The sequence below is a fragment of the Parabacteroides sp. HGS0025 genome (genome assembly GCF_000969845.1).
Classification (GTDB): Bacteria; Bacteroidota; Bacteroidia; order Bacteroidales; family Tannerellaceae; genus Parabacteroides; species Parabacteroides gordonii.
In genome coordinates this window covers 1803238-1818940 of the sequence record NZ_KQ033902.1, presented here as the reverse complement: position 1 = coordinate 1818940, position 15703 = coordinate 1803238, and the positions used below count along the sequence as shown (strand labels likewise).

Genomic DNA, 15703 nt, shown 5'->3' with positions numbered 1-15703 from the left:
CTTTGTTATTTTAATTTACCTGGTTCGCGGCGTCCTGTTCCCTTGACACGTGTCAGATTATCTCCCAGATCCTTGCGCATATCATCGGCAATCTTCATCAACTTGGCTGCTTCTTCGGGATATTGGGAAATGACATCGTAACGTTCTCCCGGGTCACGACGCAGGTCATACATTTCAGCTTTCTTCAGTTCAAGGTTGGTCAATTGTCCCGGTTGTCCATCGTTGCCCGGCACATAAGCTCCGTAAGTCACGTACTTATGCGGGAAAACAAGCTTGAACATGCCATCCGTAACGGCTTCCAGGTCATTCTTATGATAATAATAGACAAACGACTCACGAGGGTTTGCATCCTTTTCTCCTTTGATTAAAGGCAAGACGCTTACACCGTCGATCTTACGCTGTGGCAGCGGTGCACCGCTGATTTCAGCCAATGTAGGCAAAAGGTCGATATTGGAAGCCAGCTTGTTACAAGTAGTTCCGGGTTGGGTAACACCTTTCCAATACATCACGCAGGGAATACGGTTACCGCCATCGAAGGTAGTCGCTTTAGCTTCACGAAGTCCCCCGGCCGAACCGGCATGGTTTCCGTAGTTAGTCCACGGGCCGTTATCGGAAGTAAGGACGATCAGTGTGTTTTCTTCCAGACCTTGTTCGCGAAGTGCTTTCAATACTTCACCGACACTCCAATCTAGTTCCATCATCACATCGCCATACAATCCCTGTTCGCTCTTCCCTTTAAATTTATCGGATACAGCCAGCGGTACGTGCGGCATAGAGTGTGCCAGATAAATGAAGAACGGTTTATTCTTATTCTTCTTAATGAAGTTGACCGTACGGTTCGTATAATCTGTTGTAAACTGGCTTTGATCCGTATTATAACCGATAATTTCATTTCCGTCATAAGTAGGCAGATCAGGGAAATTGAATACTTCTCCCTGTTGCGGGTGGAAAGGCCACATATCGTTGGAATAAGGCAATCCGTAATATTCATCGAAGCCGTTTTGCAAAGGGAGAAACTGTTTGGCGTCTCCCAAATGCCATTTACCGAAAACAGCCGTACTATATCCTTTCTGTTTCAGAAGTTCCCCTATCGTCATTTCATCAGGACTGATACCATAGTCGGAACCCGGCCCGGGCGCTCCGGCAAAACCGATACGGTTCGGATAACATCCGGTCAGCAATCCGGCACGTGATGCCCCGCTGATAGGTTGTCCGGCCAGAAAATGAGTAAAGCGGACTCCTTCGGCAGCCATACGGTCGATGTTCGGCGTTTTATATCCGTATGCGCCATTATAGGAAAAGTCTCCGTAACCGGCATCATCGAGGTTGATGATGATAAAATTGGTGTAGTTTGCGGCCACACCAGTCATTGAAAATGCGGATGCAGCGGTTAATAACCATAGTTTACTGTTCATGATATTATGTTTCTTGTTAAACTTTGCGAACTTTAGAGTAGACAAAGTTCGCAAAGTTTTCTAAAGAAACAAATATTCTTACAGTAGTTTTCCCTTACAAATGCTTAGGGTTCAATCACAATCTCGAACTCGTCGCAGTCTCCCGTACGCCAGGCGAACTGTTCCGTTGTCGGAGAAATACCGAATAAAGGAGAATAGGTTTTTACCTTGATCGTTTTCCCGTCGGGCATAAATTCCAGGATACGCAACCAACCATCTCCCCCATTCCCATGCCAACCACCTCCGGCAGTCTGGGCATTGAACATCATCTGGAATACGTTTTTCCCTGCGATATTCTTATCTGTACGGCGTCCTACATTGTGGCAAAAATCATCCACCAGGCAATAGTGACCGCAAATCAACATACGAATATTGGAAGACGGGTATAACAATTTCTCCCAGACAGCCTTTCCATAATTAGCCGGAGAAACTTTATAATTCTCGGACTCGATGACCGTTCCATCCCATCTCAAATAAGAATGTGTCAGCACAAAAACCTTATGATCGGCATATTTCTTGCTTGCAGCCAGTTCCTTCGCCCATTCGAGCACCTCGTCACGGGGGGCAAACTCGGTCGTTATGATCAGGATCTTTCCCCAATGCGGTTCGTCGAAAGCAAAAGCGGCGTTCTCCAACGTGGGGAGCCCGAATGCGTTATTACACACACTGACCAGCGAATTCTTCCAGGCACTGTTACGTTCCACCGGAAAATACTCCGGGAAACGGCACAGGCGGTTTTCCGAACGGGTATATCCGTAGTCATGGTTTCCTCCGCAGATGATATAAGGTATCTTATTATCCAGTTTTGCAAAGGCGTTGGACGCCGCTTTCCATTGCTGGGTACTAGTCTGGTTGCCATTTACATTATCCGGCACGATATATTCGTTTTGCTCCACCAGGTCACCGGTACACAACACAGCCTTTACCGACAACTTCTCCAGGTTGGCTGCCGTCCATGCCGTCATCAGATCAAACAGAGGCTGGTTGGTATCAAATTTGGTATAACTCTGCGGATCGGGTAAAAGGATCAAAGAAAACGATTCGGAATCCGTAAGCTCAGGTTTCCCTACTCTTTGCACTCCGCTATTATTCTGAGCTGTTGCCATCAGAAATGGCAACAGCATACATATATAAATCAACTTCTTCATATTATCTACTTATATATCGGCCAATCAATTACCCCAACCGGAATGTTGTTGCAGATTTTTATTCGAGTTCAACTCATCCGCCGGATAAGGCAGATCCAACAATTTATCATCCCAGGTAAATCCGCCTACCCGGGGCCATTCTTCTTTCAAAGTACCCCAACGTTTCAGATCATAATAACGCATACAATCGACTGCAAAAAGTTCCACCCTCGACTCGTAATTTATTGCATCCATCGCTTCCTGGGCGTTACGGATGGTAAAAGCAGGCAATACATCCTTATCGGCCATTCCTTCGGGGATATATTTTTCCCGGTTGGCCAGCGCGAACTGACGGGCACGGGAACGGACTTTCTCTATATATTCCGAACATTTGGCAAAATCAGGAGAAGACTTTAAAGCATAGGCTTCGGCTACATGCAAATAAACCCGCGGCAACAGCATCAGATGAATATCCGCCCGTTTATTCCAGGTATTCTCTCCATACCATACTCCCCTTTTCTGAATATCATAACCGGTTGCCGTATTCACCAGCCAATCCTGTTTCCATTTCATCTGTTTTCCGGTAGTCGTTTCGATATCATCCATGATAGTGAAGAATGTCGCATCAAAGCGCGGATCACGGTTTTTCCAGCTTTCATCTGCATTGTAATAAGGAGACTCACTGACCGGCTTACCGTCTATCGCTTCATAAAAACCGACCAGTTCCCAGGATGGATAGAAATAATCACCGGAATAGGTATCGCCACGCATAACACGTCCGTCCTCTCCCAAATCTTCTATTGTTCCCCAATAGAACTCACGATACGTCTCCACTCCGCTACCGAAACCGACGGAGAAAATGATTTCAGGACATGCCTCATAATCTACCCGCAATACATTACCCGGATTTTCGATCAAAGAATAACCATACTTGTCGACCTGTTCACCGGCTTTTATAGCATTCTCATAATCCTTTTCATACAAATAGACTTCACACAGATAGGCATATGCTGCCCCTTTCGTCGCCCGATTCTGAAACTTGTCTTCCCAGGCATCCGGCAGGTTCTGTGCAGCAAATTCAAGATCGGGAAGGATGGCTTGTTTTATTATCTCACCCTTGGGGGTAGCAGCCAACTGCACATCGTCTTTATTAGTTGGATCCGACACGGAAGCAGAACGTAAAGGAACATCCCCATAGAACTGGATCAGGCGGAAATACCAGAATGCCCGGATAAAATACATCTCGGCCAGATGTTTATTGCGGGTATCCTCATCGATTATATCATCCGGCATGTTCTTAACGCCTTCTATATTTTTATTGCAGACAGCAATTCCCTGATAAGCGCGCTGCCAGATGCCCTTCACCAGATTCGACTCGTTCGGGTTGAAAGAACCGACATAAAAAGGTTGAGCATCTTTAAAGCCGGCAGACGACAAATCGCCTGTCATTCCCAGTTCCAACTGAGCATCGGCCCAATGGGCATTCAGTTTCTGTAACTTGGCATAGCATGCCATCGCTGCCAGATCGGCATGTTCTTTTTGTGTAAAGAATGTCGTTTCATCGATTGAACCGTAGGGATTCCTATCCAGGAAATTATCCATACAGCCTGTTGTCAATACACATGACAAGATCAATAATCCTATTATATTCGATTTCATAGCCATCTCCTATTAAAATGTTAAATTCAAACCAACCAAAAATATTCTCGGAGTCGGGAAGTCATCCCCCCAGTTCGTATAATGCCCTACCCCGTTGCCATTCTCCGGATCGAAACCGTCGAATGATTTACTATGAATAGTGAACAGATTCTCGCCCGATACGAATACACGTGTCCTGAAAGACTTTACAGGAACCGTATAGCCTAAAGTCAAGGAACGCAATTTCACGAAAGATGTATTGGCAACCATCAGGTCTGTCATCTCTTCATACGATTCGGATTGGATCAACGCCGGATATTTTCCTTCCGGATCAGAACCCAATGTCCAGCGGTTGTCATACCAGTGGCGGCTCATGTTACGGTTAGGGAAACGGTTCTGGAACGACATCGGTGCATGTTGCTTCCTTCCGAAAACTCCGGCAAACACAGCGTTGAAATCAAATCCTTTCCAGTCGGCGGACAGAGTCAGACCGGCACTGACTTTGGGGATATAGCTACCCAATATGACACGGTCGTCACTGTCTATCTTGCCGTTACCATCCATGTCGACATATTTCAAACGTCCGATCTTGGCATTCCCTTGTCCCATCGCTTTATATTTATCGGCTTCTTCCTGAGTCGTAATCACGCCCCCGGTCTTATAGCCATACAAAGCATCGACCGGTTCGCCGACCCGATTGATCGTCACGCCACCGTAGCTTCCGATGGAAGTTACTTCCTCGGTGACTCCTTCACTTAGTTTCTTTATTTCATTATGCAGGAAAGATACATTCCCTGAAACACTGAAAGTGAAATCCCTTACCTTACCGTTATAGCCGACTTCAAGGTCAAAACCGCGATTCTGTACTTTCGCATAGTTGACATTCGGAGCAGTCATCCCCACCGACAACGGCAATACCATGCTGCGTAAAATACCATCCGTGCTCTTTATGAAATAATCTGCCGTCATAAACAGTTTGCCGTTAAACAATCCCAGATCGACACCGATGTTGGTCATGGTGGTCGTTTCCCATTTCAGTTTTTTGTTGGATAAAGCAGTCTGACTATAGCCGGAATACAGGATCTGATTGTTACCGCCATTGCCGAACATGACTTTCTGGCTTTCCACAGCTGCAATCGTCGGATACCATGAACCGATAGACTGGTTACCTAATTGTCCCCAGGATGCTCTCAGTTTCAATGAACTGATCGGTTTTACCGAAAAGAAATCTTCTTCCGAAATACGCCATGCTCCTGAGAAAGAAGGGAAAACACCCCAACGTTCGCCGTCTTTGAAACGGGAAGAACCGTCGGCTCTCAAATTGACGGAGAAAAGATATCTCCCGGCATAATCATAATTGATACGCCCAAACCAGGAAGCCAAAGCCAGTTGGCTCTTTCCACCTTCCAATGTCCGGTCGGTCGAATTCGTTCCGCCATCGATCACATGCATATTATCGACTTCCGACACGAAATCCTTTACGACTCCTTTCAGGTTATCTTTGGAGAATAGCTGCTGGGAAAAACCTCCCATCGCATTGATCGTGTGCTTACCGAATACTTTATCGAAATAAAGCAGATAGTCTGTTACCCACATAAACTCTTTCTGACGATTTTCCGAATAACTATTCTGGCTATTGGTCTGTCCCCCGTCACTGAAAAGAGGTAAAAACGATTTGTCTTCCGAATAAACCATATCAATACCTCCGTTGAAACGGAATTTCAACCAGTCCGTAAACTTATATTCGACAAACAGATTATCCAGTACCCGGTAGTTGTCATTCGTCGGGGTATTCCAACCCACTTCGGCAATAGCATTCTTGGAACTGGTATAGGCCGGATCCGGTTCTCCATAGGTTCCATCCGCATCGTAAGCCGGAATGATCGGAGCATTGAAGATTACATCGGAATACCGGTTATCCTTACTTCCTTTGGTGTTGCGGTAAGCCAGGTGTACATTATTACCGATAGTCAGGCGGCTGTTAACCTGCCCTTCAATATTGGCACGTAAAGAGGCTTTCTGGAAACCGGTATTAATCGCAATACCATCCTGATTCAGATATTCCGCCGACAGGTAATAACGGGTTTTCTCTCCACCGCCGGAGACACTTGTATTTATATTATAGGTAGGCGCTGAGCTATAAATATGATCGCTCCATTTTGTTCCTTTCCCGAAGGTAGCGGGATCGATACCGTCAAATTTAGTTGTAGGATTACCTCCGTCGATAGCCTGCTTATTATCGCGCATCTCCTGGATAGCAGAGACAAATTCTTCAGCAGTCAGCAAATCCATAATGCTGGAAGCTTTTTGAATACCCCATGTCGCATTGACAGATACTTTGGCTGCACCGGTCGAACCTTTCTTGGTTGTGATCAGAATCACACCATTGGCCGCACGCGATCCGTAAATGGCAGCAGAGGAAGCATCCTTCAGGACATTCACCGTTTCAATATCACCAGGGTTCAATGTTTCAAAGCCGGACGTAACAGGAACACCGTCGATAATGATCAGCGGATTACTATCGCTACCGCTTCCGAAAGTCCCGACACCACGTATCTTAATGGAAGTTTCTGCACCGGGGAAACCACTGCTACTCAAAACGGACATACCCGACATCTTACCTTGTAAAGCTCCCCCGACCGAAATATTAGAATTGGTAGCCAGGTTTTCACCGCTCAGGACAGAGGCTGCTCCCATCAAATCTTTTTTCTTCATCGTTCCATAACCCACCACTACAACTTCTTCCAGGTTCTGGGCATCTACCTGCAATTTAAGATTATGTACAGTCTTATTTCCGACTTTTATCTCCATAGGAAGATACCCGATGTAAGAAACCAGCAGAACGTCATTGTTTCCGGCTTCAATCACATACTTTCCATCCAGGTCTGTCACCGTGCCGTTTGTAGTTCCCTTGACCACAATATTTGCTCCGATAACAGGCTCTCCGTTTTCATCTACAATCACACCGGAGACAGGACGTAATGACCGGGAAGCAGGGGCTTCTCCTCCGACTGCTTTCTTGCTGACTGAAATCGTATTATCAGTCCGCTCAAAATTTAATCCTGCCTGCCTGGTTATTTCTGCCAATACAGTAGAGAGAGAAGCATCCCGAAAGCTTAAGCTTAAGGATTGATTGGCTTTAAGGACAGTTTCTCCATAAAAGAACTTCAGTCCTGTTTTCTCTGATATCTCTTTGAATACCTTTTCTACAGGCTGATTTTGCACTTGAATTGTTATTTTCTCTGATCGGTTGGTCTGGGCGGTTACAGGTTGCAAACACAAAATTGCTAAAAAAACAAAATGAATGAAATAACCAGCCCAGCGATACTTCTTATTAGTTAGGAAGTTCATAACTTTGGGAGTTTAATTGTTGTTTTAAATAGAAATATTAAAAACGACTCCGTATAAAACAATGCCGGGAGTGGACGCTTGGCATTATTTTACAGGATTTTGAAAGGAAGGTCTGCTTCAGGTCTTCCTTTTCTTTTGGTGTTTTCTCAGGTTGTATCTTTCATAACTTTTTCGATTAACAGGTTAATAATCTGATCTATTTATAGAAAATAATTTTATCGCCCTCCTTTCGGTATTTTATATCCGTAGAATACTGAATAGACTTAAGTACAGACTCAAGACTTTTATTATCATGTTCCCCATAGATATAATCATCATAGGGTTTATCACCCGACAGTTCAATCTTACAGTTATACATCCGCTCCAACTCCTTGACTACACTACGGATCGGGGTCTTATTAAAATACAGGCCTCCGTCTATCCAGACCGTTGCATGGCGGGCACTTTCGTTTCGCTTCTGTATCTCACCGTTTTTCCGGGAAAAGACAAGCTGTTCGTCGGGTAACAAGCGCATCATTGCATCGGTCATATCTACCTGGACTTTTCCGGAGCGTACACTTACCAGAATCTGTTCATCCACATCATAAGCTTTTACATTGAATGAAGTACCCAATACTTTTACACTGGCATCTTTTGTGGATACTACAAATGGTTTATCTTCATCATGCACCACTTCGAAAAAGGCTTCTCCATCCATTTCTATCCGGCGGAAGTCCTGTGTAAACCGTTCCGGGTATTTCATGAAAGAACCGGCATTCAGAATTACTTTTGTCCCATCCGGCAAAACAATCCGCTTATGCTCTCCATTTTTAACCCTTATTTCCGTGTATGCTATATTTTGCATGTCCGTGATCCGTGTAAATTGATATGCACCGAATCCCACCGATACAATAAGAGCAAAGATCGCAGCATATTTAAGTAATGAGCCAAACGGTATTTTTCTCTCCTCTTTGCGTATACGGGTTAATAATGCTCGCGCTTCCGCTGTATACTGTTCATGCTGCAAGGAAGTCGTTTCTTCTTCTGGTACTGATTGCCAAACCAGATCCATTTCTTCATTTATCTCTTTTGTATACTGCTGCGAACGAAACATATCCATGATCCGATTTGCATCTTCACAGGTATATATTCCACTGATAAATCGTTTTAAAATTATATTTATATGCTTCAATTGCTCCATATCTTTTTACGTGTCTATTAATAGTACAGAGATAAGCAGCGCAACTGGGATACCGTTAACTTTTATTATACATTTAAGCAGAATAGAAGTAACAATAGATCGGTATATGTCCCGGCATATTTAGCCAGGTAAATGCGGATTATCTTCAATGAAGCTGAGATATGTTGCTGAACCGTATAGACGGAAATACCTAATTCGTCGGCTATTTCTTTATGCGATTTCATCTCTTTCCTGCTCATATCGAATATCCTTCGTTGTTGGGTAGTCAGGTTCATTAGGGCTTTCTCCAACAACCCGTTCAAATCAGCATCCAAGATGGCTTCCTCCGTATCATTCGTGATTTCTACTGCCGCCGATAAAATTTTATTCTTTAGTTGTTGTTCTTTATCGATACCGGCGAGCACGTTCAATATCCTGTTCTTTACAATAGTATAAATATAGGGTGCAAAAGGAGACTCCGGATTAAGGAACCGACGATTCTGCCACACAGAGGCAAAAGCATCCTGATAAATATCTTCAGCAAATTCCTTGGATTTCAGAAATGTCATGGCAAAATACATCAGCCTGTTCTTATACAAAGCGTATAATTCACAGAATGCGGTTTCATCATCATTGAGTAATCCCGTTATTAGTTGTCGTTCCTGTTCCGAGTTGATATACATCTATTATAAATCTCCCTTTTCTATACTTGCAGATACTTTTTCAACCGTCAAATATAAAAACATTCCGTTATATCCCCTATTACATTTGGAAGAAGTATTTGTTTCGGTTGCAACTTTCTCATGGAAATATCAGCAGGAAAGTGTACATTTGTGTGATTTTTACGAAAGGATTAGATTGCAGATGAAAGTATGTATTGCTGAAAAACCGAGTGTGGCACGCGAGATTGCCGAAGTACTGGGGGCTACAAAAAGAATGAATGGGTATATTGAAGGAAACGGATATCAGGTTACCTGGACATTCGGACATCTGTGTACACTAAAAGAACCGCATGATTATGCCGACGAATGGAAACGGTGGAGCCTGAGTGCCCTTCCGATGATCCCTCCCCGCTTCGGTATCAAACTGATCAGTAACCCCACTTACGAGCAGCAGTTCAAGGTGATCGAGACCTTGATGCAGAATGCCGAAATGGTGATCAACTGCGGTGATGCCGGCCAGGAAGGGGAACTGATACAGCGCTGGGTAATGCAAAAAGCCGGATGTACTTGTCCGGTGTACCGCTTATGGATTTCTTCTCTGACAGAAGAAGCTATCCGCGAAGGTTTCCAGCACCTGAAAGAACAAACAGAATTCAGAACATTATATGAAGCCGGGTTGTCGCGTGCTATCGGCGACTGGTTGCTCGGTATGAATGCGACCCGCCTGTATACGATCCGTTACGGACAGAACCGCCAGGTGCTTTCTATCGGACGTGTTCAGACACCGACACTGGCCCTGATCGTAAACCGCCAGGCCGAGATAGAGAATTTCAAACCCGAACCTTACTGGGAGTTGAAAACGATCTACCGGAATACTACCTTTTCGGCTACGAAAGGCAAATTCACTAAAAAAGAAGAAGGCGAAGCTTTCCTTGAAGTTGTACAAAAGGAAGACTTCACCGTCACCGATATATCTGAAAAGAAAGGGAAAGAATACGCTCCGCGGCTTTTCGACCTGACTTCATTGCAGGTGGAATGCAACAAAAAGTTTGCATTTACCGCCGACGATACATTAAAACTGATCCAGTCATTATACGAAAAGAAAGTGACCACCTATCCGCGTGTGGATACTACTTTCCTGAGTGATGACATCTACCCGAAGGTACCTAACACCCTAAAAGGGCTGGTCGATTATACTGAGTTGACAGCTCCGGTATTAGCCGCCAAGATCCCTAAGAGCAAAAGGGTATTCGACAACTCTAAAGTAACGGATCACCATGCCATTATCCCGACCGGGGTACCGGCCCGTAACCTGACGGAAAACGAGCGGAAGGTATACGACCTGGTTACCCGCCGCTTCATAGCCGCCTTCTATCCGGATTGCGACATATCTACCACCACCGTGCTCGGTAAGGTAGACAAGGTTGATTTCAAAGTAACCGGAAAGCAGATCCTCAAACCGGGATGGCGCGTTGTATTCGGTGCCGAACAAAAGGATCCGGATGCCGAACCGACCGAAGAAGAAGGTGTATTGCCAGACTTCGTAAAAGGTGAAAGTGGCCCGCACAAACCTATTTTAAAGGAAACATGGACTACTCCCCCCAAGCCCTACACGGAAGCGACATTGCTCCGTGCGATGGAAACGGCAGGTAAGTTGGTCGATAATGATGAACTTCGTGATGCCTTGAAAGAGAATGGTATTGGCCGTCCTTCCACCCGGGCTGCGATAATTGAGACATTGTTCAAACGTAATTATATCCGCAAGGAACGTAAGAATCTATACCCCACTGCCACCGGTGTGGAACTGATCGGAACCATACATGAGGAATTACTCAAAAGTGCCGAACTGACAGGTCTTTGGGAAAAGAAACTGCGCCAGATCGAACGGGGCACTTACGAAGCACGAACATTCTTGGAAGAATTGAAACAAATGGTCAACCAGGTAGTCATCAACGTTCTGTCTGACCAGTCGACCCGTAGAATAACAATCGAAGAGGCTGTCAAAGAACAGCCCAAAGAGGAGAAAAAAGAAAAGAAACCGCGTAAGCCGCGTGCTAAAAAGGAAGAGGCTCCGAAAGAGAAAGCAGCTCCCAAACAACCGGAAAAACCGGTTTGTCCGGTCTGTAAGAAAGGTAGTATCCTGCGGGGTAAAACAGCTTACGGTTGTTCCGAATATAAGAATGGCTGTACCTTCCGCCTGGATTATGCGACTTATGGCGAAGGGCTATCGGATGAGGAATTGGCAAAAGTGATCGGTAAGTTATAACTACATGGTCACTTATCGTTATAATGTTCTTTTGCTTGTACAACCGTTACAATCACCCGATCTTCTTCGACTGTATAAATTAATCTGTCTTTTTTATTGATACGACGAGACCAGTAACCAGACCAGTTCCCCCGTAAAGGTTCAGGCTTACCGGTACCGGTGTAAGGATGTTCACGCAGTTCATCTAACAAAACATTCACTTTCTTAGCACCGACTTTATCACCAGTGTAAGAAAAAGAAGCAATATCTATCTTCGCATCCTCAGTAATAATTAATGTATATCTCATAAACCAAGTAACTCCTTCTGAAGTTCAGGAGTCAATTCCACCACCTCACCATTCTCTTTCTGCTTTACTGATTTCCGGAAATGGGCAAGATTCGCCGGATTAGTAAAAAAAGGATCTTCTTTCGGAGTGGTAATACGTTTAATGGAAGCTTTCACTTTCTTTACTAATTCCATATCATCCAAATCTAATATTATTCTCGCCAATTCGGCTTTTTCAGCCTCCAAGGCCATAGTTGATTTTGTCATAGTTATTCCTTTTTATTATGTCCTTGACAAAAGTAACAATTAAATTCCATATTCCAACAACCTTTATTCCTTATCTTTGTAGCCTCAAAAACAAAGAAAAAGATGAGAGACGAATGGTTCCCTCTGGTAAACGAGGAGGGAGAAACAATAGGCAAGGCGACCCGTAAAGAGTGTCACAGCGGAAGTAAGCAGCTGCATCCGGTTATACATCTGCATATCTTCAACAAGGAAGGCGAATTATATCTGCAAAAACGCTCCATGACAAAAGATATCCAACCCGGTAAATGGGACACTGCCGTAGGCGGACATATCGATTATGGCGAAACAGTAGAAGAGGCTCTTTGCCGGGAAGTACGCGAAGAGTTAGGGATAACGGACTTTATTCCGGAATTTATCACCCGCTATGTCTTTGAATCGTCCATCGAGAAAGAACTCGTAAACACGTTCCGTACTGTTTACGACGGAAAGATCATACCGGATACGGAAGAACTGGACGGTGGACGCTTCTGGCGCATCGATGAGATCAAAACGAATCTCGGTAAGAACGTCTTTACCCCTAACTTCGAGCAGGAGTTTAGGAGGCTGTTTCTATAACACATATAAACAGCAACAATACTATTCACCATTCACCTTATCTACATTAAATACTTAAATAACAAGGAATAGACAATCGGTAATACAGGTGAAGGATTTAAGAAAAAGGTGAAGGGTCGAGATAAACCCTTCACCTTTTTTCTATATTCGAACCAAACAATACCGATTCCCGGCATTTGTATGTACCCTTCGGATACCGGAAGCATTCAGCATTTTACCAAACCGGCAGGCGGAAGTATTACTGAACTTCCGTTTGGAACGTTCCGAAATAATATCCAACAACTCGACCGACGTAAACCGCTCCTCCTTCTCCCCCTCTTCCGGCAGACGAAAATAAGTAAACAGATACTGTATCTCCAAAGGCTCATCCTGAAACCCGGAATTGCTTTGTGTCAGCAATCGCTCCTCTTCACTATTCAACCAATATCGTTCTCCCGAACGAATGGCATGGACCGCCTGGGCATACAATTGTTCATACTCTACAGGCGCCGATACATCGATTGCCCCTGTCACCTGCACACAAACATACCGACGGCTTCCCGTCGGATCGGTCAGCAACTCCATCGGATTAGCTGTAGCCGAAAATGAAGCCAGACGTCTCATCTGCTGAAATGTCTTCTGATGCGGACGGCGTACTTTCACTTCCGGCTTCTGGATCAAATGTTTCAGATCCGCCTGATATTTCTTGCTTAAGCGGTCGAACTCATCGATGGTAATCAACAGGTTTTGTGCCATCAGCAATTCCGCTTCACTTTTATTCTCCAGATTAATGCTTTCCGCATGATAATCCCTTAACACCGGCGGGAGAAGCAAACGAAAGAAAGTCGACTTCGAAATGCCCTGTCCACCAACCAATACGGGCACCAGGCTATTGGCATACAAACGGTCCGTCTTCTGCCAGTGGGCAACCATACTGACAAACCATACATAAAAACGGTTCCTCCATTCGCCATCCTTGGTCGGCACCGTATCCGCCAGTGCACGTATCCGGTCTTTCCCATCCCATGCCGGGAGATTATACAAAAACTGCTCCAGCGGATTATAATTCGGAACTCTGGGAGAATAAATATACCGCCGCACATCTTTATCCCATATATCGAGCCCCTCTTCCATGGCATTCAGGCAAATACCATTCAACACCTCCGCCGTGACAGGCCGGAAACGGAAACAGAACGAATGCTTCTCCCTGTATTCCACCTCACCGATAATTTCATTCTTACGAAACTCGTACCGCCGCTTCAGAAATTCCTCCATGCGTGCCAGCAAATTCATGGGAACCGGCAGACAAGGTTTCTTCCCGAACGACTTACGCGCAAGATACACATTATGTACAGTCAGTCTCAACAGGTTCTGATCTTCTAAACTCCACATCCGGAAATAAAGCCAGCGAACCGTATCTTCCTCCGGGACACCGGAATCGAAACACAACGCACTTACCGCCGCTACAAAATCCTTCGGTTCTTCCTCTCCCCATCCGGCTCCATGTTCCCGGTAAACTTGATTGAGACAGGTTTCAAAAAGCATTTCTATCTTCTTCCGTTGCTCCGTTCCCGGCAAGATACGCGCCAATGGATCGTCTGACTGTATGACCTGCTCCATATATCCCGGTTCTTCAGGCATTGCCAGCGGTTGTTCCATCCTGACCGGCAATGCTTCCGGATTATAAAAACATTCCGGATCATAGGACAATCGACATCCCCGGTCGAGCGAAGGTTCCTTTATATCGACTTGCCATTGTAACTGTGCCTGATAATGCAATACCGCCCTGCGATAAGCGTGCGCATGGAAACAGATGGCCTTCTCCCGGTCGACCGGTAATGTACCGTCGGGCAACGTATAACGCACCACAACCTTGACACTCAGACCACTCGAACCAATCATAGCCAGCAAGGGTTGGTTGTACCTGACTATTTCGTCACGCAGCCGCCTGGCTTCCGAAAGATTGGCCAAACGATTAAACTCCAGCAGAATCAGTCCGTTATAATGCTTCCAAACCTGATCTTTATAACCGGATGCAAAAACTACCACCGGAACTTTCTCTGCATCTGCCACCCGATTTCCCGGTGAACAATATGGAATCATTTCACGCATATTCTCCACCGGTTTAGCCTGAGTCGTATCTTTAATACGCGCTACCACCGAAGCCAGCTCCACCAACTTACCGGAACCTAGATTTCCTTTTAATAACGTAACTTTCATTTTGTATCCTCCTTCTCCGGTAAGACGTAAACAGCCACTTTCGGCCCACCCAGGCGAACGATCCATCCCTGCTCCCTCAACCGTTTCAGATCTCCTTGTGCCAGATAACGCGAACAGACATTCACTCCCATACAATCAGAACTGGACACCTCCCGGTGGTTCGAGAGATAACGCAGGATGCGTTCCTGCCGCTGCTCCGGAGTATACGCATCTTTTCTCCTGTAATCCGTTGCCCGCTCGAAAGTCATCGAATTCATCTCCTTTTTCAACTCCTTGCAAGCCCGGAAAACAACTTTCGAAAAGTGAATACTTTCCGCCCTGATCTCTTTGGGGTTACGTATCGGCGGACATTTCGCCGTCACAGAGAACAAACCGATCCCGTCGATCTCCACCGGATTACCCTCCTTCAGCGCCAGGATTAACTCTTCTTTAAAACAAGTCATCAGACCTTTGACCTCTCCTTCATTGAAGGTACTACGATCAGCAATCTTCTCACATAACTTCTCAAAACGCAGCACCTGCCCTTCCACGATACGGGCATGCAGCACTCCCTCCTCTTCTTCTGTCTGATGCGGGGAATGGGGATTTTTGTAAAACAGATACTTAGCCGGCATATACAATATTGTGTTTTTCTACCCCTTACCCTAGTGTACAGTAAGAGGTTAGTTAATACTCTTTAAGGCAAACCCTATAACTTATTTACTTAACGACCAAGGTCGGC

At 45.2% G+C, this 15703-nt stretch carries 12 protein-coding genes; 2 read left to right on the top strand and 10 right to left on the bottom strand.

Annotation, left to right across the window (positions count from 1 at the left end; translation table 11 throughout):
• Window positions 1-5: 5 nt before the first annotated feature.
• From HMPREF1212_RS06935 to HMPREF1212_RS06910, 6 genes are all read right to left on the bottom strand, one after another.
• Entirely contained in the window at window positions 6-1415 is a 1410-nt protein-coding gene (locus HMPREF1212_RS06935) for a sulfatase family protein (RefSeq protein WP_028728526.1), read from the bottom strand.
• A 104-nt stretch (window positions 1416-1519) separates the two neighbouring features.
• Window positions 1520-2578: a metallophosphoesterase gene (locus HMPREF1212_RS06930; protein WP_232430135.1), complete on the bottom strand. Its 1059-nt coding sequence runs from the start codon at window positions 2576-2578 to the stop codon at window positions 1520-1522.
• A gap of 48 nt (window positions 2579-2626) precedes the next feature.
• On the bottom strand, window positions 2627-4240 hold the full coding sequence (locus HMPREF1212_RS06925; protein WP_198293254.1) for a RagB/SusD family nutrient uptake outer membrane protein: 1614 nt from the start codon (window positions 4238-4240) through the stop codon (window positions 2627-2629).
• A 12-nt stretch (window positions 4241-4252) separates the two neighbouring features.
• Window positions 4253-7570, bottom strand: a complete 3318-nt coding sequence (locus HMPREF1212_RS06920; RefSeq protein ID WP_046148873.1) for a SusC/RagA family TonB-linked outer membrane protein — start codon at window positions 7568-7570, stop codon at window positions 4253-4255.
• Window positions 7571-7766: 196 nt separating this feature from the next.
• Window positions 7767-8750, bottom strand: coding sequence for a FecR family protein (locus HMPREF1212_RS06915; protein WP_028728530.1), 984 nt, complete (start codon window positions 8748-8750; stop codon window positions 7767-7769).
• A gap of 65 nt (window positions 8751-8815) precedes the next feature.
• Window positions 8816-9412, bottom strand: coding sequence for an RNA polymerase sigma-70 factor (locus tag HMPREF1212_RS06910; RefSeq protein ID WP_028728531.1), 597 nt, complete (start codon window positions 9410-9412; stop codon window positions 8816-8818).
• A gap of 181 nt (window positions 9413-9593) precedes the next feature.
• On the opposite strand from HMPREF1212_RS06910, the gene HMPREF1212_RS06905 reads away from it, so the two are divergent.
• Entirely contained in the window at window positions 9594-11657 is a 2064-nt protein-coding gene (locus tag HMPREF1212_RS06905; RefSeq protein ID WP_046150268.1) for a DNA topoisomerase 3, read from the top strand.
• A gap of 8 nt (window positions 11658-11665) precedes the next feature.
• On the opposite strand, the gene HMPREF1212_RS06900 is transcribed toward HMPREF1212_RS06905, so the two are convergent.
• Complete coding sequence (locus HMPREF1212_RS06900; RefSeq protein ID WP_028728533.1) at window positions 11666-11944, bottom strand: Txe/YoeB family addiction module toxin; 279 nt, start codon at window positions 11942-11944, stop codon at window positions 11666-11668.
• On the bottom strand, window positions 11941-12189 hold the full coding sequence (locus HMPREF1212_RS06895) for a hypothetical protein (RefSeq protein WP_028728534.1): 249 nt from the start codon (window positions 12187-12189) through the stop codon (window positions 11941-11943). Before HMPREF1212_RS06895 ends, HMPREF1212_RS06900 begins: the two co-directional genes overlap by 4 nt.
• Window positions 12190-12291: 102 nt before the next feature.
• Here HMPREF1212_RS06895 and HMPREF1212_RS06890 point away from each other — a divergent pair, with 102 nt between their 5' ends.
• On the top strand, window positions 12292-12783 hold the full coding sequence (locus HMPREF1212_RS06890; protein ID WP_046148872.1) for an NUDIX hydrolase: 492 nt from the start codon (window positions 12292-12294) through the stop codon (window positions 12781-12783).
• A 141-nt stretch (window positions 12784-12924) separates the two neighbouring features.
• Here HMPREF1212_RS06890 and HMPREF1212_RS06885 read toward each other — a convergent pair whose 3' ends face one another.
• Complete coding sequence (locus HMPREF1212_RS06885) at window positions 12925-14982, bottom strand: VapE domain-containing protein (protein ID WP_046148871.1); 2058 nt, start codon at window positions 14980-14982, stop codon at window positions 12925-12927.
• The gene (locus tag HMPREF1212_RS06880) at window positions 14979-15596 is read right to left on the bottom strand and encodes an HU family DNA-binding protein (RefSeq protein WP_046148870.1); all 618 of its coding nucleotides are present in this window, start codon (window positions 15594-15596) and stop codon (window positions 14979-14981) included. Before HMPREF1212_RS06880 ends, HMPREF1212_RS06885 begins: the two co-directional genes overlap by 4 nt.
• Between the last annotated feature and the right edge of the window lie 107 nt (window positions 15597-15703).